Source organism: Janibacter anophelis NBRC 107843 (genome assembly GCF_001570945.1).
In the GTDB taxonomy this organism is placed as follows: domain Bacteria; phylum Actinomycetota; class Actinomycetes; order Actinomycetales; family Dermatophilaceae; genus Janibacter; species Janibacter anophelis.
Genome location: NZ_BCSQ01000022.1, coordinates 1 through 20,155 on the forward strand (window position 1 = coordinate 1; position 20,155 = coordinate 20,155).

Annotated in this window: 19 protein-coding genes; 10 read left to right on the forward strand and 9 right to left on the reverse strand. The window is 68.5% G+C overall.

Going from position 1 to position 20,155, the window contains the following annotated elements:
• Both JAN01S_RS07610 and JAN01S_RS07615 read left to right on the forward strand, forming a co-directional pair.
• Window positions 1-496 (forward strand): SOS response-associated peptidase (locus tag JAN01S_RS07610; protein ID WP_169797183.1); only part of this gene is annotated, 496 nt, incomplete at its 5' end.
• The gene (locus tag JAN01S_RS07615) at window positions 489-1,196 is read left to right on the forward strand and encodes an alpha/beta hydrolase family protein (protein WP_218000013.1); all 708 of its coding nucleotides are present in this window, start codon (window positions 489-491) and stop codon (window positions 1,194-1,196) included. The genes JAN01S_RS07610 and JAN01S_RS07615, both read left to right, overlap by 8 nt.
• A gap of 90 nt (window positions 1,197-1,286) precedes the next feature.
• On the opposite strand, the gene JAN01S_RS07620 is transcribed toward JAN01S_RS07615, so the two are convergent.
• The gene (locus JAN01S_RS07620; protein WP_068316095.1) at window positions 1,287-2,480 is read right to left on the reverse strand and encodes a PucR family transcriptional regulator; all 1,194 of its coding nucleotides are present in this window, start codon (window positions 2,478-2,480) and stop codon (window positions 1,287-1,289) included.
• Between the two features lie 155 nt (window positions 2,481-2,635).
• Between JAN01S_RS07620 and JAN01S_RS07625 the strand changes: the two genes are divergently transcribed.
• Both JAN01S_RS07625 and JAN01S_RS07630 read left to right on the forward strand, forming a co-directional pair.
• Complete coding sequence (locus JAN01S_RS07625; protein WP_068316098.1) at window positions 2,636-3,784, forward strand: ferredoxin reductase; 1,149 nt, start codon at window positions 2,636-2,638, stop codon at window positions 3,782-3,784.
• A 2-nt stretch (window positions 3,785-3,786) separates the two neighbouring features.
• Window positions 3,787-5,034 carry a fatty acid desaturase family protein gene (locus JAN01S_RS07630; RefSeq protein ID WP_068316101.1) on the forward strand — a complete coding sequence of 416 codons (1,248 nt, stop codon included), beginning with the start codon at window positions 3,787-3,789 and terminating at the stop codon, window positions 5,032-5,034.
• Window positions 5,035-5,237: 203 nt separating this feature from the next.
• Here the strand turns inward: JAN01S_RS07630 and galE are convergent, their stop codons facing one another.
• The 4 genes from galE to JAN01S_RS17765 form a co-directional block, all read right to left on the reverse strand.
• Window positions 5,238-6,254: a UDP-glucose 4-epimerase GalE gene (galE, locus tag JAN01S_RS07635; protein ID WP_068316104.1), complete on the reverse strand. Its 1,017-nt coding sequence runs from the start codon at window positions 6,252-6,254 to the stop codon at window positions 5,238-5,240.
• A gap of 206 nt (window positions 6,255-6,460) precedes the next feature.
• On the reverse strand, window positions 6,461-6,763 hold the full coding sequence (gene rsrA / locus JAN01S_RS07640) for a mycothiol system anti-sigma-R factor (RefSeq protein ID WP_068316107.1): 303 nt from the start codon (window positions 6,761-6,763) through the stop codon (window positions 6,461-6,463).
• On the reverse strand, window positions 6,760-7,410 hold the full coding sequence (locus tag JAN01S_RS07645; protein ID WP_068316111.1) for a sigma-70 family RNA polymerase sigma factor: 651 nt from the start codon (window positions 7,408-7,410) through the stop codon (window positions 6,760-6,762). Before JAN01S_RS07645 ends, rsrA begins: the two co-directional genes overlap by 4 nt.
• Window positions 7,411-7,606: 196 nt before the next feature.
• Window positions 7,607-7,681 (reverse strand): 50S ribosomal protein bL37, encoded by a 75-nt coding sequence (locus JAN01S_RS17765; protein ID WP_370670776.1) that lies wholly within the window; start codon window positions 7,679-7,681, stop codon window positions 7,607-7,609.
• Window positions 7,682-7,813: 132 nt separating this feature from the next.
• Between JAN01S_RS17765 and JAN01S_RS07650 the strand changes: the two genes are divergently transcribed.
• The 3 genes from JAN01S_RS07650 (at window position 7,814) to JAN01S_RS07660 (ending at window position 10,535) form a co-directional block, all read left to right on the forward strand.
• Window positions 7,814-8,032 (forward strand): hypothetical protein, encoded by a 219-nt coding sequence (locus tag JAN01S_RS07650; RefSeq protein ID WP_068316114.1) that lies wholly within the window; start codon window positions 7,814-7,816, stop codon window positions 8,030-8,032.
• A 140-nt stretch (window positions 8,033-8,172) separates the two neighbouring features.
• Complete coding sequence (locus JAN01S_RS07655) at window positions 8,173-9,276, forward strand: HD-GYP domain-containing protein (protein ID WP_068316117.1); 1,104 nt, start codon at window positions 8,173-8,175, stop codon at window positions 9,274-9,276.
• Window positions 9,273-10,535, forward strand: a complete 1,263-nt coding sequence (locus JAN01S_RS07660) for an HD-GYP domain-containing protein (protein ID WP_068316120.1) — start codon at window positions 9,273-9,275, stop codon at window positions 10,533-10,535. The genes JAN01S_RS07655 and JAN01S_RS07660 overlap by 4 nt, the downstream gene beginning before the upstream one ends.
• 46 nt (window positions 10,536-10,581) lie before the next feature.
• Here the strand turns inward: JAN01S_RS07660 and JAN01S_RS07665 are convergent, their stop codons facing one another.
• Window positions 10,582-12,477 carry a hypothetical protein gene (locus JAN01S_RS07665; protein ID WP_157075650.1) on the reverse strand — a complete coding sequence of 632 codons (1,896 nt, stop codon included), beginning with the start codon at window positions 12,475-12,477 and terminating at the stop codon, window positions 10,582-10,584.
• Window positions 12,478-12,699: 222 nt separating this feature from the next.
• On the opposite strand from JAN01S_RS07665, the gene JAN01S_RS07670 reads away from it, so the two are divergent.
• The 3 genes from JAN01S_RS07670 to JAN01S_RS07680 all read left to right on the forward strand — a co-directional run bounded on the left by JAN01S_RS07670 (window position 12,700) and on the right by JAN01S_RS07680 (window position 15,083).
• Window positions 12,700-13,860: an NAD(P)-dependent malic enzyme gene (locus tag JAN01S_RS07670; protein WP_068316126.1), complete on the forward strand. Its 1,161-nt coding sequence runs from the start codon at window positions 12,700-12,702 to the stop codon at window positions 13,858-13,860.
• A gap of 114 nt (window positions 13,861-13,974) precedes the next feature.
• Window positions 13,975-14,244 (forward strand): hypothetical protein, encoded by a 270-nt coding sequence (locus JAN01S_RS07675; protein ID WP_068316129.1) that lies wholly within the window; start codon window positions 13,975-13,977, stop codon window positions 14,242-14,244.
• The gene (locus JAN01S_RS07680; protein ID WP_068316133.1) at window positions 14,241-15,083 is read left to right on the forward strand and encodes a nucleotidyltransferase family protein; all 843 of its coding nucleotides are present in this window, start codon (window positions 14,241-14,243) and stop codon (window positions 15,081-15,083) included. The genes JAN01S_RS07675 and JAN01S_RS07680 overlap by 4 nt, the downstream gene beginning before the upstream one ends.
• Window positions 15,084-15,096: 13 nt before the next feature.
• Here the strand turns inward: JAN01S_RS07680 and JAN01S_RS07685 are convergent, their stop codons facing one another.
• From JAN01S_RS07685 to JAN01S_RS17770, 3 genes are all read right to left on the reverse strand, one after another.
• Window positions 15,097-16,488 carry a sulfate adenylyltransferase subunit 1 gene (locus tag JAN01S_RS07685; RefSeq protein WP_084360095.1) on the reverse strand — a complete coding sequence of 464 codons (1,392 nt, stop codon included), beginning with the start codon at window positions 16,486-16,488 and terminating at the stop codon, window positions 15,097-15,099.
• Window positions 16,488-17,402, reverse strand: a complete 915-nt coding sequence (gene cysD / locus JAN01S_RS07690) for a sulfate adenylyltransferase subunit CysD (protein WP_068316136.1) — start codon at window positions 17,400-17,402, stop codon at window positions 16,488-16,490. Before cysD ends, JAN01S_RS07685 begins: the two co-directional genes overlap by 1 nt.
• Window positions 17,403-17,638: 236 nt before the next feature.
• On the reverse strand, window positions 17,639-20,140 hold the full coding sequence (locus tag JAN01S_RS17770) for an SGNH hydrolase domain-containing protein (protein ID WP_370670777.1): 2,502 nt from the start codon (window positions 20,138-20,140) through the stop codon (window positions 17,639-17,641).
• Between the last annotated feature and the right edge of the window lie 15 nt (window positions 20,141-20,155).

Here is a 20,155-nt window from a genome sequence, read left to right on the forward strand (position 1 = left end):
GAGCCGGCGCTGCCTCGTCCCGGCCGCGGGCTGGTACGAGTGGCAGGTCTCGCCGGTGGCCAAGGACGCGAAGGGCAAGCCGCGCAAGCAGCCCTTCTTCATCCACCGCGAGGACGGGGCGCCGATCGCCTTCGCCGGGTTGTACGAGTTCTGGCGGGACAAGGCGATCGCCGACAACGACGACCCGGACGCGTGGCTGACGACCTTCACGATCATCACGACCGAGGCCGACCCGGGCATGGACCGCATCCACGACCGGCAGCCGCTCGTGCTCGAGCGCGAGGACTGGGCGCGCTGGCTCGACCCCGACCTCACCGACCTCGCGGAGGTGGGCGAGCTGCTCGCCTTCGCCCAGCCGGGGCGCTTCGCCGCGTACCCGATCTCGACCGCGGTCAACGCGACCCGCAACAACGGCCCGCACCTGCTCGACCCGCTGCCCGCGGAGGAGCTGGTCGGTGTGGTCGACCCGGAGACGGGGGAGGTGCACGGTGGTTGAGGAAGATCGGACGCTGGACGAAGAAGATCAGACGCTGGTTGAGGAGCGAGGCCGTCCACGGCCGAGCCTCGAAACCAGCGTCGAGACCGCGCAAGGTCCCGCCCGCCTCCACCTGACGGAGCCGAAGGGGGAGACCCACGGCACCCTGCTGCTCACCCACGGCGCCGGCGGTGGCGTCGGCGCGGTCGACCTGGCCGCCATCGCGAAGCGCCTCCCGGAGGCCGGCTGGCAGGTCGCGCTCGTCGAGATGCCGTGGCGGGTCGCGGGGAAGAAGGTGGCGCCCATGCCGCCGAAGCTCGACGCGGCCTGGCGCGAGATCGTCGCGGCCGTGCGGGACCAGCTGGCTGAGCGGGTGGTCTTCGGCGGGCGCAGCGCGGGGGCGCGGGTGGCCTGCCGGCTCGCCGCGGAGCTGGGCGCCGACGGCGTGCTCGCGCTGAGCTTCCCCCTCGTGCCGCCGGGCAAGGGCCCGGACAAGTCCCGCATCGGTGAGCTCGTCCTGCCGGTCGAGGCGGGACTGCCGGTGCACGTCGTCCAGGGCGCGCGGGACCCCTTCGGCACGCCGGACGACGTGCGTGAGGCGCTGCGAGCGGCGTTGGGGGACAAGGCCGCCGACGTGCGCGTCGACGAGGCCAAGGGCACGCACTCCTTCACCGGCGGCGGTGCCGTCGCCGACCTCGTCACGGACTTCTGGGCCCCCTGACCTGCATTTCCCCGGGCAAGTGCGCGTTCTCGACGTCAAGAGTTTGCATTTCCCCGGGCAAATGCGCGTTTTGGCGATGAGGGGGGAGGGTCAGCGGCCGAGGGCGAGCAGGATCGCGAGGACTTCGTCGGGGTCGTTGAGGCGGTCGCCGAAGAGGTCGCGCACCTGGTTCATCCGGTACCGCACGGTCTGCGGGTGGACGTGGAGCGATTCGGCGACGAGCTCCCTTCGTCCCTGCAGCAGGAGCCAGGCCCGCAGGGTCTCGGCGAGGCGCTCGGCGGCACCCTCACCCACCTCGGCGAAGGGGGCGAGAGCCGCGTCCCGCAGATCGGCCAGTGCCGCGGGGTCGCCGTGCAGGACGAGCTCGGGCAGCGCGGCGTCGGTGTCGACGAAGCCGGCCCGCAACGCCCGCCCGCGAACCGTCCGCGCGTAGGACTCGTGCGCGAGCAGCCACGGCCGCGCGGGCCCGAGGACGGCTTCGCGCTCGCCGAGCAGCTCGACGAGGCGCCGGCGTGACCGGCCGCCCGAGTCGGGGACGAGCAGGACGGCGTCGTCGGTGGGGCCGGGCTCGACGTCGGGTCCCGGGAGGTCCTCGGCGAGGGTGAGGGTGCGCGGGTCGAGCAGGCCGACGGTGCTGACGACGCGCTCGCGCGGCACGAGGACCGCGGTGAGCGAGCGCGGGGGAGTCCAGCCGGCGGCCGCCGCGGCGGCCTCGAGCTCGCTCGCGCCCTGCCCGGTGAGCAGGCCGCGGGTCAGCCGGTCGAGGTTGACGATCCGCTCGCGCTCGGCGCTGCTCGTCTGCTGGTTGTGGCCGGCGACGGAGGCCGCGGACAGCTCGTCGATGTAGGTGAAGACCAGCTCGGCGAAGCGCCCGAGCGTCGGTGCGTCGACGCCCGCGTGGATGGCTTCGACGGACAGCTCGCGCCACGCGGCTCCCGCCCCGACGCGGTAGGCGGACAGCAGTGCCTCGACCGGGCGGCCGTTGCGCGCCTCGGCCTGCCCGAGCTCGCTCGCCGCGGTGACGCCGACGCCGACGGGCGCCCCCTGCGGCGCAGAGCTGGAGGCCAGCGACACGAAGCTCTCGAGCGAGACCTGCACGGCCTTTTCGATGATCCGGCCCATCCGCCCCTGGAAGGGCACGTCGTACGCGGGGACCTGCTCCATGACCTCGGCGACGACGATCCGGGCGACCCGCGGCAGGTGGACGCGAAGGGCGTCGACCGTCGCCTCGTCGAGGGCGAGGTCGACCGCCCGCTCCGCGGTGCGGCCCGTGGGCTCGGTCATGACGGCTCCTAGTGCTCGGGTGGCTTCGAGGCTGACGCTGGCTGAGGTGCGACGGAGGAGCCTCGAAGCCATTGTCTCCAGCGAACAAAAACCTGAACCCAAGCCTACTCGCCATGGACAGCGGGGCGCATTGGTTGAGGCGGGAGGATGGAGTCATGACGACGACCGCATCACGCTTCGAGGCTCGCCCGCAGAGCGGACTCACACCTCAGCGAGCGGGGGGCAGCCCGTTCATCAAGGCCCGCGACGCAGCCGCCCGCATCGCCCGCGGCCTGGCCACGCCCGTCATCCCGGACGACTACCTGGACCTCTTCGCCCCCCTTCGCTCCGGCGCCGACCTGCGGGGCCGGATCGTCGCGATCACCCCCGAGACCCGCGATGCCGCGACGATCACCATCCGTCCCGGCCGCGACTGGCAGGGCCACGCGCCGGGACAGTACATCCGCGTCGGCGTCGACGTCGACGGCGTGCGCCACTGGCGCGCCTACTCCCTGACCTCCGACACCAGCGCCCGCGACGGCCTGATCTCGATCACCGTCAAGGCGATGCCCGACGGGCTCGTCTCGCGCTACCTCGTCCACGACGCCCGCCCGGGTGTCGTCATCCAGATCGACCAGGCGAGCGGTGACTTCGTGCTGCCGCAGTCGGTCCCGGCCAAGGTCCTCTTCCTCACCGGTGGCTCCGGCATCACGCCCGTCATGGGCATGCTGCGCAACCACGACTTCGACGGGCTCGACGTCGTCCACGCGCACTCCGCGCCGACGGCCGACGACGTGATCTTCGCCCGGGAGCTGGCGGACGCCCCGACCGGCGTGCGCGCGATCGTGCGGCACACCGACGACGAGGGCATGCTCACCCCCGAGCAGCTCGACGAGGTCGTGCCGGACTGGCGCGAGCGTGAGACCTGGATCTGCGGCCCCACCCCGATGCTCGACGCCTTCGAGGCGCACTACGCGGCCGCGGGCCGCACCGAGCTGCTCCACGTCGAGCGTTTCCGCCCGACGATCGTCGAGGCGGGCGAAGGGGGGACCGCCTCCCTTCGCGTCGGCGACGAGGAGAAGCACCTCGAGATCGACGGCGCCACAACGATCCTCGACGCCGCCGAGGACGCCGGCGTCCTCATGCCGAGCGGGTGCCGGATGGGCATCTGCTTCGGCTGCGTCCTGCCCATGACCGACGGTGCCGTGCGCGACCTGCGCACCGGCGACCTGACCACGACCACCCCCGACGACCCGCCGGTGAAGGTGCAGACCTGCATCTCGGCCGTCGCCGGCACGTGCACCATCGACACCCAGGAGAAGTGACCATGACCGCCACTCTCGAGCGCACCACGCCCCGCACGACCGACGCCCGCATCACGGGCGGGCGGTCCGAGACGATCCACACGGTCGTCAACATGCACGACTCGCCGATCTCCCACCTCAGCCCGGAGCAGATCGAGGAGCTCGGCCGCGAGCTCGACGAGATCCGCGCGTCCGTCATGGACGACCTCGGCGAGACCGACGCCCGCTACATCCGCCGGATGATCGCCACCCAGCGCTACCTCGAGATGGGCTCGCGCGCGGTGCTGCTCTTCAGCGGCAACCCGATCGCGTGGGTCGCGGGCACCGCCGGCCTGAGCGTCGCCAAGATCCTCGACAACATGGAGATCGGGCACAACATCATCCACGGCCAGTGGGACTGGATGCGTGACCCCAAGATCCACTCCTCGACGTGGGAGTGGGACAACGTCACCCCGGCGGACCACTGGAAGAACAGCCACAACAAGGTGCACCACACCTACACCAACGTCGTCGGCCACGACAACGACCTGGGCTACGGGATCATGCGGGTCGACGACGCGCAGAAGTGGTACCCCGGCTACCTCATCCAGCCGTTCACGCAGTTCCTCAACGCGACCTTCTTCGAGTACGGCATCGCCGCGTACGACCTGGAGCTCGGCAAGAACTGGCCGACCCGCCACGACAACCCGCAGTGGCGCGCCGAGGCCGGCAAGGTCGTCAACAAGATCAAGAAGCAGGCCGCGAAGGACTACCTGCTCTTCCCGCTGCTCTCGGGCCCGAACTTCGCCTCGACCCTGGCGGCGAACTTCGTCTCGAACATCGCGCGCAACTACTGGACGCACTCGGTCATCATGTGCGGGCACTTCCCGGCCGGGGTCAAGACCTTCACCAAGACCTCGATCGACGGGGAGACCCGCGGCGAGTGGTACCTGCGCCAGATGCTCGGCTCCGCCAACATCTCCGGGTCGAAGGCCATGCACATCATGACCGGCAACCTCAGCTACCAGATCGAGCACCACCTCTTCCCGGACATGCCGAGCCGCCGCTACCAGCAGATCGCCCCGCAGATCCGCGCGCTCTTCGACAAGTACGAGCTCGACTACGTGACGGGCCCGCTGCCCAAGCAGGTCGCCTCCGCGTGGAGCGAGATCATCCGCCTCTCCCTGCCCAACGACACCTCGCTGCTGCAGACGATCAACATCCTGCGGACGAAGGGGATGAAGGGCCTGAAGGCGCGCGCTCGCGCCACCCGCTTCCGCCTGGAGTCCTGACCGCAACGTTGGTCGAGGTGTGAGTTCGCGCAGCGAGCGAGCCTCGAGACCCGGTGACCCAGCGTTGGTCGAGGTGTGAGTTCGCGCAGCGAGCGAGCCTCGAGACCCGGCGGCCGAGGGCTTCGAGCCTCGGGCGCGGACGCCCTCGCACCTCAGCCAGCGTGTGTGGGGCAGGGACGCCCTCACGCCTCAGTCAGCGCGCGTCACGCCGGGTACCCCTGCGGGTTGGCGGACTGCCAGCGCCACGTGTCGGCGCACATCTGCTCGATCGTGCGCGTCGCGCGCCAGCCGAGTTCGGCCTCGGCGCGTGACGGGTCGGCGTAGACGGCGGCGAGGTCGCCGGCGCGGCGGCCCACGATGTCGTAGGGGACCGCTCGTCCGCTCCCGGCCTCGAAGGCGGCGACCATCTCGAGGACGGACGTGCCGTGGCCGGTCCCGAGGTTCCATTCCCGCACCGGGACGTCCGGGTGGTCCTGGAGGTACTGGAGGGCTGCCACATGGCCCGCTGCGAGGTCCTCGACGTGGATGTAGTCGCGCAGGGCCGTACCGTCGGGGGTCGGGTAGTCATCACCGAAGACCTGCAACCGCTCGCGCCGACCGACGGCAACCTGGGAGATGAACGGCATGAGGTTGTTGGGGACGCCCTGGGGGTCCTCGCCGATCCGCCCGGACGGATGGGCCCCGACGGGATTGAAGTACCTGAGCAGTGCCACCTGAGCCGCCCCCGTCGCGGCCACATCACGCAGGATCTGCTCCTGCATCACCTTGGTCCAGCCATAGGGGTTGGTCGAGCGGGTCTCGAGCTCTTCCGGCATGGGGACGGTGTCCGTCTCGCCGTAGACGGTGGCCGAGGAGGAGAACACGAGCCTGCACACCCCGTGCCGATCCATCGCTCGGAGCAGCGCGAAGGTCGTGCCCAAGTTGTTGTCGTAGTACTCCAACGGGATCTGGCTCGACTCGCCCACCGCCTTGAGGCCGGCGAAGTGGATGACGGCGTCGAAGCCCCCTTCGCCCAACAGCGCGGACGTCTTGTCGGCATCCCGCAGGTCGAAACTGTGGCTCTCGATGCGTGTGCCGGTCAACTCCTCCAGCCGCGGCAGGACCGATGCGCGGGAGTTGACGTGGCTGTCGGCGACGACCGGCTCATGACCCGCGGCCGCGAGCTGGACGACGGTGTGGGAGCCGATGTACCCGGCTCCGCCGGTGACGAGGACACGCATGGGATCAGCGTAGTCAGACGGAGTTCCGGCAGGTTTCCGGCCTGTCGAAGGGGGCTCCTCGCCTTCAATGCAGAGCCGTTCCTCAGGAGACGGAGCCCGGTGACGAAATCAAATGCTTGATTTCGCCGAGGTTGGTCGAGGTGTGAGTTCGCGCAGCGAGCGAACCTCGAGACCTGGCGTTCACCCCGCGAAGGGAGCGCGCCTCGTCAGCCCTCGGTCGAGATCTGCCGGACCTGGGTGACCTCGCTCCACGACCCGTCCTCGCAGATCGTGGTGATGCGCTCCATGATCGTCGCGCGCAGGCGCGGGGGAGCGGGCTCACAGGCGCAGGAACGCTGGACGAGATCCCGCAGGACCCGGTCGAGGTCGTGCTCGGCGAGGCAGGGTGCGCAGTTGGCCAAGTGTGCGGCCAGAGCCTTGGTGTCGTCGAAGGTCATCTCGCCGTCGACGTACTCCATCATCCGGTAGAGCGCCTGGGAGCAGTCCATGTGCGCGTCGTCGTGGCTCATGACCCGCTCCCCTTCGCAGCGGCGACGCCCCGGTCGGCGGCGTAGTCGGTGAGCATCTCGCGCAGCTGGCGCCGACCGCGGTGCAGCCGCGACATGACGGTGCCGATGGGCGTGCCCATGATCTCGGCGATCTCCTTGTAGGCGAAGCCCTCGACGTCGGCGAGGTAGACCGCCATCCGGAAGTCCTCCGGCAGCTCCTGCAGGGCCCGCTTGACCTGCGTGTCGGGCATGCGGTCCAACGCCTCGACCTCGGCCGAGCGCAGGCCCTTGGAGGTGTGCTGCTCCGCCTTGTGCAGTTGGTAGTCCTCGACCTCGGGGGAGTCGGACTGCTTCGGCTCGCGCTGCTTCTTGCGGTAGCTGTTGATGTAGGTGTTGGTGAGGATGCGGTACATCCACGCCTTGAGGTTGGTGCCCGGCTTGTACTGGTGGAACGCCGCGAACGCCTTGGCGAAGGTCTCCTGGACCAGGTCCTCGGCGTCGGTCGGGTTGCGCGTGGTGCGCAGCGCGGCGGAGTACAGCTGGTCGAGCAGCGGCATCGCCTCGCGCTCGAACCGTGCGCGTCGCTCCTCGGTGGTCTCCTGGGCGACGTCGACGGCAGCGTCGGCCGCAGCCTGCGCGGCACTCTCGTCGGTCGTGGGATCAGTCATCGCACTCCACCCTAGCGGGGTGGCCGTGCGCTCTCCGGCGTGCAGTACGAGCACGTGGACTCCTGTCCGTCGCAGTGGTTCTCCCGGAGTCCAACAGCCACCCCCGCCCCGCCATTCCCGGCGGGCCCGACGTCGGGACATGCGAAGGGGGCCGCGCCCGTCACGGGTGCGGCCCCCTCGTCATGGTGCTGGGTGCTCAGGCGTTGGGCTTCTTGCCGTGGTTCGCGGCCTTGCCCTTGCGCGAGCGACGCTTGCGGGCGCGCTTGCTCATGGTGACTCCTTGGGTACGTCGCCCCGCCGGGTGGCGGCGGGGAGGTGAACAACGAGGCATTCTGTCACGAACGAGCAGATTGCCTTGCCTCGGGACTTACCTCCCCTTGTGATTGGTGGCATCATAGGACCCGTGAAGAAGATCATCGCGATGCTCGCAGCCTCTGCCGCAGCCCTGTCGCTCTCCGGCCTCCTCGGCCTGCAGACCGTCGCAAGTTGGGACTGGGCCGGGACCACAGCGGACAGCTGGGACTGGGCCAACCTGACAGCCGACAGCTGGGACTGGGCCGGATCGTCCGACGACAGCTGGGACTGGGCGGCACCTGAAGCGTCCACGACACTCGCCGGCTGACGACCACCAAGAGGACGACACCCTCGGGAGCGACCGAACGACGGTCGACCCGGGGTTATGTCTTTGCCGTCGGCGCCCTGGCGCTCCTGTCGCTCCTGGCCGCACTCCTCTGGTCAGGGCCGCCCCAACGCTGGGGTTGGGTGGCCGCGCTGCTCGCGGTGGCCCTGATCGCTGCCCTCGGCCGACCCCAGGCCATCGGGCCTCTCCAGGTGTCGACATCTGGCATCGTGCAGATCGCGTCCATACCGCTGCTCGGGCCCGTGGGGGCCGCTCTCGTCGGGGCCCTGCCGGTGGTCGTCGATCGCAACGAGCCGCTCAAACGTCTGTACAACGCCAGCCAGCGCGTGATCTTCCTCCTCGCGGGCGCGACGGTCTACGTGGCCGTCGGGGGACGCACGCTCACTGCGGGGGCCGATGACATCGGCCCCCTGACGCTCGCCGTGGCCATGGGGTGCGCATCCATGTCCGTGGCCCTGGTCAATGTCGTCCTGCTCTCAGGGGTGCTGCAGCGCAGCAACGCCGGCTCGCTGCGGGCTATCGGCACCGATCTGTTGCGCCAGATCGTCCCGTCGTACGTGAGCTACGCCGTCGCCGCCTATCTCCTGGTCATCCTCTGGGCCCCGGGTGGCCTCGATTGGGCTTCGATCCTCTTCTTCCTCCCGTCGATCCTGTCGATCCAGTGGGGCCTGCACCAGCACGCGGACCTGTGGGCCACCCGCCACGAGCTGCTCACCCCCTTCGTCCGCGCGCTCGACCTGCGCCACCCGGGCGCCGCCGACGAAGCCCGCCTCGCAGCCGGTGCCGCCACCTCCGTGGCGACCGGCATCGGCCTCTCGCCGGACGAGATCGACCGGGTGACGACCGCCGCCCGCCTGCGCGACGTCGGCATGCTCGCCCTCGACGGGGCGCCCGCCGCGATCGTGCGCCGCGACCACTCGACGGCGGCGCGCGAGGTCATCGGGGCGGTGACCTTCCTCGAGTCGACCCTGGCCGTCATCGACGGTCACCACGAGCGGATCGACGGCGGCGGGCAGCCCGCCGGCCTGAGCGGGCCCCACATCCCGGTCGGGGCCAAGGTCGTGGCCGTCGCCGACACCTGGGCCCACCTCGTGGCCGAAGGGTGGTCCGCACCCGACGCGGTCGACCACTGCGAGTCGGTGGCCGGCCGGATGCTGGACGGCGAGTGCGTCGCCGCGCTGCGGCGCGCGCTGGAGCGCGAACAACTGCCCGGGGGAGCGTCATGATCGCCGGGCTGCGCGCCCGCCCGGGCCTCGTCCTCTTCGGCATCGCCGTGATCGTCGGCTCGATCGCCGCGGTCCAGGCCGAGGTGACGGGGGAGATGGTCACCCCCTTCGCCGTCGTGGCACTCGTCGCGATCGTCCTCGGCGAACAGGTGCCGCTGCGCATCTCCCGACGCAACATCGCGCCCCTCACCACGGCCCCCGCGCTCGGCATGATCCTCTCGCCGCTCGGCGACAGCAGTGGTCAGGTGCCGTCCGCGTGGACGGTGCTCGCCGTCGTCTGGCTGAGCATCCTCGTCGGCGGGCTGCTCGCCCGGCTGCGCGGCATCTCGGTCGTCGAGGGTTCGCTCGGCTCACGGTTCATCGCGATGGCAGTGACCACGTACTTCGCCCGGGGCATCGTCGTCGAGGGGCAGACCCTCGTGGACTGGGCCTTCGCCGCCGACGTCCACCCGGGCATCGGCGCGACGGGCCTCTTCATCGCGGCCCTCGGCGGTGGCCTCGTGGAGCGCGTCGTCGACAACCTCGTCCAGCTCGTCGGCGAGGGACGCCCCCTCGCCCACATCGTCGCGGCCGAAGCCGGCCCGATCGCCGGCATCTCTGCCGCGACCGTGGCCTCCGGGCCGCTCATCGCGCTCGCCAAACCGGTGCTCGAGTGGGCGGCGATCCCGCTGCTGCTCGTGCCGGTGCTCGTCGCCTACTTTTCCGTCCGGCGGCTCGTCACCATCCGCCAGGCGCTCGACGAGTCGCTGCTCGCGCTCTCGCGCCTGCCCGAGGTCGTCGGGCTCACACGCACCGGCCACGTGCGCCGGGTCACCGCCCTCGCCTGCGAGATCGGGCAGGAGATGGGCCTCGACGCCCATGGTCTGCACGACGTCGAGCGCACCGCGCTGCTCCACGACCTCGGCCAGCTCGCCCTCGACGAGCCCCTGCGCGGCGGCGCGACGATCCACTCCAGCGGCCACGAGGACGCGCAGATGGCCAGAGCCGCGCACCTGCTGCTCGACGACACCCCGCAGCTGGCGGACCTCGCGCCGCTCGTCGCGCACGTGGGCACACCCTTCCGCCGCAGCCGGGAGTTCGGCGAGCACATCCCGCTCGCCTCACGCATCGTGCGCGTGGCCAACGCGTGGGACGACATCACCGAAGGTGCCCGCTCGCCCCGCGCCCGCACCATCGCCCTCGAGCGGCTGCACCTCGGGCTCGGATACGACTACGACCCGGAGGTCGTCTCCGCGCTCGAGCGGGCGCTGGAGTTGTAGGTCGCGTCCCTTCGAGACGCTTGCTGCGCAAGCTCCTCAGGGAGCGCTATCGCCAGATCGTCGTCATCGCCGTGGTCCGCGACCCCGTCGTGTAGCCGGTGCGGCGGGCGGTGACCTTGGCGTGGATCTTGTTGCCCCTGTCGCTGCTCGTCAGCCGGTAGGTCTTGGCCGTGCGGCCGGAGAGGGCGACGCCGTTGCGGTACCACTGGTACGAGTAGCGCTCGGGCTTCGGCGTCCACGCGCCGACCATGACGGTGAGCGTGTGGCCGGTGGTGGCGGTGCCGTGCAGGTAGGGCCGCTTCGTCGCGTAGATCGGGATGCCGACGCTCGCGCTCGTGCGCGAGCGGGTCGTGTATCCGGTGCGGGTGACCTCGACCCGCACCGAGATCTGCCGGCCGGCGTCGGCGGTCGTCGGGGTGTAGGTGCGGCTCGTGGCGCCGGGGATGTTCACGCCGTTGCGCTTCCACCGGTACGTGTAGCGCGACGGCGTCGGCGACCACGTGCCGGTGGAGGCGGTGAGGCGCTGGCCGACCCCCTTCGTCCCCGTGATCCGCGGAGCCTGCGTGAGGGTGAAGCTGCCCAGCCGCGACGTGTTGTCGATCCGCACGACCGCCTGGCCGCTGCTCGTGGACTCGGTCGTGAACTTCACCCGGCCGTCGTAGCTGGTGAGGGTGGCGCCGGGCGCCAGCGCCACCCGTCGGTCGAGGGTGCCGGTGGGGGTGGGGTCGAGCACGACGGACCCGGACCACGAGCTCGTGCGCAGCACCCGCACCCCGGTGTCCTGGCCGGCCGGGTTGGAGGCGTCGCGCCCGGTGGGGGTGCGGTACTCGACCCAGTAGCGCGCGTTGGTGTTGACGTTGGTCACGACCGCGGCCCGGGTGCCCTCGCCACCGGAGAGCGGGCTGAGCGTCACCCGCGTCGTGCCGTGGCCCACCTGCACCGCGGACGAAGGGGGCAGCAGCCCGTGCCGCAGCGCCTGCGGGGTCGAGAGCATGGGCAGGTCGTCCTCGGAGGAGGGGCCCATGATGTCGAGCGAGTCGCCGTACTCGGCCTCGTCGCACGAGGTCCACCAGTCGGCGGAGGTGTCGTACGCCGAGTCGGAGCGGCCCGAGCAGACGAGCGCGCTGGCGTGCTCGAGCGACATGTTGTGGCCGAGCTCGTGGGCGAGCACGGGGGCGGCGATGTCGGCGACGTGCAGGACGCCGGCGGAGTTGGGGTTCTCACCGATGAGGCCGAGCCCGTAGCCGCACTCGGGGCCGGAGTCGAAGGGCAGCTTGAGCACGAGCGAGGCGTTGTCCCGCCACTCCCAGCCGGTGCGCAGGAGCGCTTCGTTCCACAGGTCGAAGGGGTCGTCCGAGCACCAGTACGCCGACGTGTAGCGCGGGGCGAACGTCGGCGCCCCGATGCGCAGCTCGCCGCGGGACTGGTCGCGCCAGTAGGAGTCGGTCGCCGCGACCTGCGCGGTCGCCTGGGCCGTCGAGACCGCCTCACGGGGGTAGCCCTGCGGCGTGACCTCGACATAGGTGATCCGCCGGGTCGCGGGCACGTAGGTGGCGCTGCTCGCCTGCTGCGCCTCGACGACGCGGGTCACCTGCAGCGGCGCGGTGCCGGGAGCGACGGCGTGGGCCGTGGTCGCCGCGGCGAGGTCGGTGCCCGGCCGCGCCTTCGCGACGACGGCGCTCGGGGCGCGCACGTCGAGCTCGACGGTGGAGCCCGCCGGGGTGTCCGCCAGACCGGCGCCGGTCACGGGGACGAAGCGGTCGCCGGTGACCACGGCGAAACGCGGGGTGTCCCCCCTTCGCTCGACGGAGGTGCGCACGAGCTCACCGGTGAGGCGGACGCTGGCGTCCGTGGCGGTCGGCTCGTCGGCTGTCGCGACGGCGGTGGAGCCGACGACGAGGCCGGCGGCGAGCAGGGTGGGGAGGAGGCGACGAGCGCGCATCACGGGGTCTCCGGGGGAGGCGAGGCGGCGGCACCGGCCGCAGTGACCGTCGTGACGAAGGGAGGTGGGCCAGTGCCCGAGATGCGGCGTAGGTGCATGGTGTCACCTCGGCGGGCGTGTGGGAAGATGCGTACCGGCTCACCAGCCGCCCGTCGTGACCACACCCGGTCTCCATAGGGCTGCCCGCTCCTGATCCACGATTCTTCCCGAGGTCTGACTGCCGTGTCCGCGTCCGAGCCCACCACCACCTACGACCTGACTGCCCCGCAGTTCGTCGCCCACGAGGGCGGCAAGGTCGAGGTACGGGCCACGAAGCCGCTGCGGGACCAGGACGACCTGTCCCTGCTCTACACCCCGGGCGTCGCCGACGTCTGCCTGGCGATCGAGCAGGACCCGTCGCTCTCCCGCAGCTACACCGCCCGCAACAACACCGTCGCCGTCGTCACCGACGGCACCGCCGTGCTCGGCCTCGGCGACATCGGCCCGCTCGCCGCGATGCCGGTCATGGAGGGCAAGGCGGTGCTCTTCAAGCACTTCGCTGGGGTCGACGCGATCCCCGTGTGCCTCGAGTCGGGGTCGGTCGACGAGCTCGTCGACGCGATCGCGCGGATGGCGCCGAGCTTCGGCGGGATCAACCTCGAGGACATCTCGGCGCCGCGCTGCTTCGACCTCGAGCGCAAGCTGCGCGAGCGGCTCGACATCCCCGTCTTCCACGACGACCAGCACGGCACCGCGATCGTCGTGCTCGCCGGCCTGATCAACGCCTGCCGCGTCGTCGACCGGCAGATCGGGTCGCTGAGCGTCGTCGTCGGCGGTGCCGGCGCGGCCGGTGTCGCCGTGACCCAGCTGCTGCAGCTGGCCGGTGTCACCGACGTCGTCGTCTGCGACTCGCGCGGCATCATCGGCAAGCACCGCCACGACCTCGTGGCGCACAAGGAGATGCTCGCCGCGACGACCAACGTCCAGGGCAGGACCGGCTCGCTCGGTGACGCGCTCAAGGGCGCCGACGTCTACATCGGCGTCTCGGGCGGCACGGTGCCCGAGGAGCAGGTCGCGGCCATGGCCGAGGGGCCGATGATCTTCGCCCTGGCCAACCCCACACCCGAGGTCCACCCCGACGTCGCGCACAAGTACGCGTCGATCGTCGCCACGGGCCGCAGCGACTTCCCCAACCAGATCAACAACGTGCTCGCCTTCCCCGGCATCTTCCGCGGGGCGCTCGACGCCGGGGGAGTGCAGATCAGCGAGGAGATGAAGCTCGCCGCCGCCCGCGCCATCGCCGACCTCGTCGAGGAGCCCACGGCCGACCGGATCGTGCCGCCCGTCTTCCAGGAGGGTGTCGCCGAGGCGGTGGCCGCTGCGGTGGCTGCGCACGCCGGCTGACCCACGCTGGTCGAGGTGCGAGACGGCTACGTTGGTCGAGGTGCGAGGCCGCCCGCGGCCGAGCCTCGAGACCTGTCGAGACCTCGAGACCCCGAGCCCAACGAAGGGAGCAGGATGACCCGCTGGCGCATCGCCGACGGCATCGCGTGGGTCGCGGCCGAGCCGCGTCGGGTCGCCCTCATCGACACGCGTGACCCGCTCGCTCAGCCGATGCTCGTGCCGTCACCCTTCGCCGAGCTGTGGGAGGCCCTCGCCGACGGGCCGCGCTCGGAGAGTGACCTGCTCGAGGTCGCGACCGGCCTCGTGCAGGACGAAGGGGAGGCCCTGCGTGACGAGTTCATCCGCAGCATCGGCGGGGTCGGGTTGATCGAGCGCGCCGCATGAGTGAGCCCCTGACCCTCGCCGAGGCCGTCCCGCTGGGGACGGCGCACCTGCAGCGGCTCCTCGCTGACGCCGGTGTCCGGTCGTTGGTCATCAAGGGGCCGGCCTTCGTCGAGCTGGGGGTGCGACAGCCGAAGCAGAGCAATGACATCGACCTGCTCGTGGCACGGCATGATCAGGAGGCCGCGGTCGATGCTCTGGCGTCTGGCGGGTGGACGAGCCAGTCCTCTTGGTACCCGCGAGCGCTGGACGACGTCACGTTCTCACGGACCTTCAGTCACACCCATTTCCCTGTGACGGTTGACCTGCATCATCACTTCTCTGGCCTGCTGGAGGCGGGTGCGTTCGAGGTGCTGTGGAAGGGGCAGACGACAGTTCAATTGGCGAACTGCCCTGTGGTGGCTCCCGCTCGGGTTGATGCACTCCTCATCGAAGCCCTCAACGCACTCAAGTCCCATCAGCCCGCCATGTGGAGGCACACGGCCGAGCGCGTGGTCAGCAATGCTGCGCCGGTGGAGCTCGATGCCGTCGTTCGTGCCGCGATCGACCTGGGGGCGCGAGAGACCGCGGCGCCGTTGATCGAGGCCATGGGCGGTGCAGCTCCAGACGGGCCGAGTTCGCGCCAGTACGCCCGCTGGGTGCGGGAGTCCGGCCGAGAACGTCCCCGCCTTCTCGTGAGGCACTTGATCCTCCGCGCGCCGTGGGCGCTGCCTCGCGTCGTCTGGGATCGATTGACCCCCAAGGGAGTCCGAGCGGCCAGTGGCATACGGTCGAACGCTGGAGGCGTGTCGACCTACGTACGGTTGTTGGTCCGGCGTATCTGGAGAGTGCTCGCGCGCTGAGCCGTCACCTTGGTCAGATGGAGTACTCGACTCCGTGCGTCCCAGATATCAGCCCGGCACCCACCGTGGCGCCGGAGGCCGGGTCGATGAGGATGAAGGACCCGGTCGTGCGGTGGTCGGTGTAGGCGTCGACGACGAGCGGCTGCGCGAGACGGAGCGAGACGGTGCCCACCTCGTTGAGCGAGAGCTCGCTGGCCTCACCATCGCGCTCCAGGGTGTTGACGTCGAGCTTCGCGCCGATGGCGTCCACGATGACCTTGGTGGTGCGAGTCGTGTGCTTGAGCAGCAGCTTTTGCCGACCATGCAGCGTGCCGGTGGTCATCCAGCAGACGGTCGCGGTGACCTCCTTGGTCACCGTGGGGGAGTGCTCGACGTCCGCGATCACGTCACCGCGGGAGACGTCGATGTCGTCGGTGAGCCGCACGACCACGGACTGGCCGCTCACGGCGTGCTTGTGGGTCGTCTCCAGGGTGTCGATGCCGGCCACGGTGCTGCGCACACCGCTGGGGAGGACGACGACCTCCTGACCGACGGTGAGGGAGCCGGACTCGACGCGGCCGGCGTAGCCGCGGTAGTCGCGGTGCTCGCCCTGCTGCGGCCGGATGACGTACTGGACGGGGAAGCGGTCACCCTTGGTCTCGAAGAGGTCGGCGTTCTGCGCGGACTCGAGGTGGTCCAGCAGGCTCCCGCCGTCGTACCACGGCATCGCGTCGCTGGTCTCGACGACGTTGTCACCGACGAGCGCGCTGATGGGGAAGGCGCTGATCTCGGGGACGTCGAGGCGCTCGGTGAAGGCGACAAACTCGTCCCGGATCGCGGTGAAGACGGTCTCGTCGTAGTCGACGAGGTCCATCTTGTTCACGACGAGGGTGATGTGTGGGACGCGCAGGAGTGAGAGCAGCACGGTGTGACGGCGCGACTGCTCGGTGATGCCGTGGCGGGCGTCGACGAGCACCAGACCCAGGTCGGCGGTCGAGGCGCCGGTGACCATGTTGCGCGTGTACTGCGCGTGGCCGGGGGTGTCGGCGAGGATGAACTTGCGCCGCGGGGTGGCGAAGTAGCGGTAGGCCACGTCGATGGTGATGCCCTGCTCGCGCTCGCTGCGCAGTCCATCGGTCAGCAACGCCAAGTCGGTGTGGTCGTGCCCCTTGGCCTTGCTCGTGGCCTCCACAGCCTCGAGCTGGTCCTCGAAGATCGCCTTGCTGTCGAGGAGCAGTCGGCCGATGAGAGTCGACTTCCCGTCGTCGACCGACCCCGCGGTCGCGACCCGCAGCAGTCCGAGGTCCAGGTCAGTCCCAGCGGTCGCTTGCTCGTGCTCGACAACACGTTCCCTGAGGTGCGAGGAGCTCTGCGACGAGCCTCGAAGGGACTGGTCGGACTCGGTGATCTCAACGTCGGTGCTCATCAGAAGTAGCCCTCCTTCTTGCGGTCCTCCATGGCAGCCTCGCTGAAGCGGTCATCGCCTCGGGTCGCGCCGCGCTCGGTGAGGCGGGCAATGGAGATTTCGTCGATGATCTCCTCGACGGTCCGGGCAGCCGACTCGACGCATCCGGTGAGCGTCAGGTCACCGACGGTCCGGAACCGGACGGTGCGCTCCTCGGCGTGCTCACCAGGACGGAGTGGGTTGTGCTCGCTCTCGGTCAGGAGCATGCCGTCGCGCTCGAAGACCCGGCGTTGGTGGGAGTAGTAGATCTCGGGGATGTCGAGCTGCTCGCGGCCGATGTACTGCCAGATGTCGAGCTCGGTCCAGTTGGAGAGGGGGAAGACCCGCATGTGCTCGCCCTCGTGGATGCGCCCGTTGTACAACGACCACAGCTCCGGGCGCTGGTTCTTGGGGTCCCACTGGCCGAAGTCGTCACGGTGCGAGTAGATGCGCTCCTTGGCACGCGCCTTCTCCTCGTCGCGTCGTCCGCCGCCGAAGGCAGCGGTGTAGCCGCGCTCCTCGATCGCGTGGAGCAGGGTGCCGATCTGCAACCGGTTGCGGGAGGTCTTGCCGTCGTCGATGACGATGCCGTCGGCGATGGCTTGCTCAACCGATGCCACGTGCAGCTCGATGCCGAGCCGGTCGACCCAACGGTCCCGGGTCGCAAGCACCTCGGGGAAGTCGAAGCCGGTGTCGACCTGTAGCAGGCCGAAGGGGATCTTGGCGGGGGCGAAGGCGCGCTCGGCCAGGCGGAGCATGACGATCGAGTCCTTGCCACCGGAGAACATCAGGACAGGCCGCTCGAACTCCGCGGCGACCTCACGGATGATGTGGATCGACTCGGACTCGAGGACGTCGAGGTGCGTCAGGGCAGCCGTTGGGGCAGCAGTGGGCACGAGGGAACCTCTCTTCGGACGGGACCCTCGGAGCATAACTGTCTGTTATGGATGTCCAAAGTGGTGTTCAGGTGTTGGATGGAACCTGGATCCATCACGGCTTCTAGAGTCATCCTGACGGCCCCAAGGCCATCGCTCTTGGCGGCACTGCCGCGAGCCTCTCCGCCTCCGAAACTGGCCGGCGAGGCGCAACCTGAGCATCTACACGAATCGCAACGCCTGTACGCGGACGTGCCTCACTCCTGATCCCACAGCACTTCTGCCGTCTCTGGTCTAAGCGCCTTCCGGAGCGGAGAAGTCAAGGTGCGTGAATACTCCGCCGTAATGTGATTTGAGTCACGAAAGGTGACCACACCATTCACGATTGCCGGGCATGTGCCCTCTTGGCAGATATAGCTTGTGAAGTCAAGTGCTGGAATTGATGGCAACTCTTCGAGAGCGCGCCTCTGAACGTCATTTCGTCTCAGAGAGGCCTTCTCTTGGCTAACAGAACACTCGCTCGCCGGACTCTTGCTCAGGCACGCTGTTTGGTCCCCCGAAACCGGTAGATCCAATATCTCCACAACAGGAGCCACTTCAGCCAAACGAGATCGAGCCTCCCGGTGACCCCGAACCGAGGCTTGGAAACCCTCAGCACCAGTCAACTTTCGGCCATTCTCTGAAAACGACGTGAAATATGTGGAGTTAGAAGTTAGAACTAGGTCGATACCGGCCGACTCGACAACGTCCGGTAGTTGCTGATTCCATTCAGAGCACGAGGTATAGGGCCCCTCTTGCCCGGGCTGCGGAACGGCAGACATCGACACCGCACACGCTGACTTTGTGAAGGACACCGCGTTCCAGCCTTGGTCCATGGCCAAAAGCCGGAGCGCGTCGCTCCATTGTGCTGCGTGCGAGTCGCCGATCAAAGCGACAGTTGGCGCGTCCTCATCGGAAACAAATACCTTACAAGACACGGGTGTGCTCGACTGTTGATCCAAGTGGCACCCGTCGTCATATGTGAAGGGAATATCGTTAGAGATCTCTTCCAGAGGGGGTCGGAATGAGGTGGACTTACCAGGGAAGACGCCTTGGTCGACTTGGGCAGCTCCGTCCCTTGGAATCCTTTTGGGCAGAACTTCCGTTGTGGCCGATGACGTAGACGAACGAGAATTCGGAGTCGATGGAGCCGCCGCGGACGGGTTGTAAGGAGGCGCGGAGGTGAAAACCTGATACGTCCAAAGGAGTGAGAGAGAAACGAAAATGGTGGCACCAGACAGTCCAATGACCCCAGAGCGCTGCGGACGTCCAGCGGAACCGCGGACTTCTCGAGACTTTCGTCGCACACGACGGCTTTTGATGCTGGGACCCGTCTTGACGTGGCTTGGCCGAACTGCCGCAGCAAGATGTCCTTGAGTCGCCAGAGCAGGAACAGCGGGAACTTCGAAAGACCGAGCAGCAGCGTCCCGCCGCGGCTCAATTGGCTGGTCGACCCTCCCGTCAGCGCCTGCGCGTGAGGCCAGCGACAGGAGGGTTATGATCACGAAACCCGTGGTCGTAAACCTGAGATCACGCAGATCTAGAATGAAAAAGTTTCCTAGCCCTCCGGCTACGATCAGTGCAATTGTAAAGAGGCCTGGCACGGAGCTAAAATCATTGCGGGCGCCACCGATACCAAATCGGATCAGCGTGAGCAGCAGTATCAGGACGATAGCGAAATAGGGGATCCCACCGACAATCAGGGGATCCAACAGAAGGTGGTGCGCGTGCAAGGCTGGGAACCCAATCTCCCGTCCACTGTCCGCAAACCACCCGCGCCCCGCACCGAACGGTAGAAAATCTGAAACGTGAGTTCTTGCGTGTAGCCAAATTGCGCCACGTCCCGTCAGCGCATCCCGATTTGAAACAATTAGGGGCAACAGACTCATTGCGACGAGCCCTATGGCGCTCGCAAATCCGAGTAGAGTCCCCTTAGAAGTAGGGGAAGGCACACACATGAGGATAAGGCCCACAGTGATGAGCACGCCAAGAGTTGCGATGCTGGTCTGCGACCCACCGAGGACAATAGGAAGAACTGTAAGAGTCGCACAGACGAGACGAAGAAGCTTGTTCCGTATTAGTGGAACGAACGGTAGTGCTAGAATAAGAACAGTGCCCAAATAGTTGCTGTTGTTGAACGGCCCAGCGAGCGCCTGACCCCCCTCCTCGATCGTGTAAGCGCTACTAGGTCGGTAAAGGGCCATCCCAAGACTAACGGCCCCTGTGGCTGCGCCAAGCGCTGCAATGATGCTGAGTTGGCGGATCCTCAGGCGATACGAGAATAGTGCCAAGGCCAACAGAAATGACACTGTTGCAGTAAAGAATTCATCGAGAGACCCGTCCCCGTTCAAGAGTCCGACGGTTGCGGGAAAGAAGATTGCGAAACCGAGAAGGATGAGCACCCCCAAGGGGCGCGAGGAAATGTCTGACGCTCTCTTCACAAGTATCAACAGAGACCATGCGAGGACGGACGCGATTAGGCCGTATCGAAGAACTTGCGTGCCGGGGGTGTAAGGCGTCACCTCCCCAAACACTCGCCCAGACTGCAGCATAAGAATGGTGCTGGGCAATGTGCACGCAGCCCAAAGCAAGACCGCCAAAATCCAAAAGGATCGTTCGTCCTCAACAAATCCGTCTCTCGAAGATGAAAACGACGAGGAACCGTTGTCGACAGGTTTGGCCTTAGAGTGTGGAGACCGAATGCCAGAGGAGGCGGCCATCGACGACTTCTGCAC

Bases quoted from the DNA above. Each gene is read 5' to 3' on its own strand.
- JAN01S_RS07620 (WP_068316095.1), bottom strand. From the start codon at position 2,480: ATGACCGAGCCCACGGGCCGCACCGCGGAGCGGGCGGTCGACCTCGCC.
- JAN01S_RS07625 (WP_068316098.1), top strand. From the start codon at position 2,636: ATGACGACGACCGCATCACGCTTCGAGGCTCGCCCGCAGAGCGGACTC.
- JAN01S_RS07630 (WP_068316101.1), top strand. From the start codon at position 3,787: ATGACCGCCACTCTCGAGCGCACCACGCCCCGCACGACCGACGCCCGC.
- galE (WP_068316104.1), bottom strand. From the start codon at position 6,254: ATGCGTGTCCTCGTCACCGGCGGAGCCGGGTACATCGGCTCCCACACC.
- rsrA (WP_068316107.1), bottom strand. From the start codon at position 6,763: ATGAGCCACGACGACGCGCACATGGACTGCTCCCAGGCGCTCTACCGG.
- JAN01S_RS07645 (WP_068316111.1), bottom strand. From the start codon at position 7,410: ATGACTGATCCCACGACCGACGAGAGTGCCGCGCAGGCTGCGGCCGAC.
- JAN01S_RS07660 (WP_068316120.1), top strand. From the start codon at position 9,273: ATGATCGCCGGGCTGCGCGCCCGCCCGGGCCTCGTCCTCTTCGGCATC.
- JAN01S_RS07665 (WP_157075650.1), bottom strand. From the start codon at position 12,477: ATGCGCGCTCGTCGCCTCCTCCCCACCCTGCTCGCCGCCGGCCTCGTC.
- JAN01S_RS07675 (WP_068316129.1), top strand. From the start codon at position 13,975: ATGACCCGCTGGCGCATCGCCGACGGCATCGCGTGGGTCGCGGCCGAG.
- JAN01S_RS07680 (WP_068316133.1), top strand. From the start codon at position 14,241: ATGAGTGAGCCCCTGACCCTCGCCGAGGCCGTCCCGCTGGGGACGGCG.
- JAN01S_RS07685 (WP_084360095.1), bottom strand. From the start codon at position 16,488: ATGAGCACCGACGTTGAGATCACCGAGTCCGACCAGTCCCTTCGAGGC.
- JAN01S_RS17770 (WP_370670777.1), bottom strand. From the start codon at position 20,140: ATGGCCGCCTCCTCTGGCATTCGGTCTCCACACTCTAAGGCCAAACCT.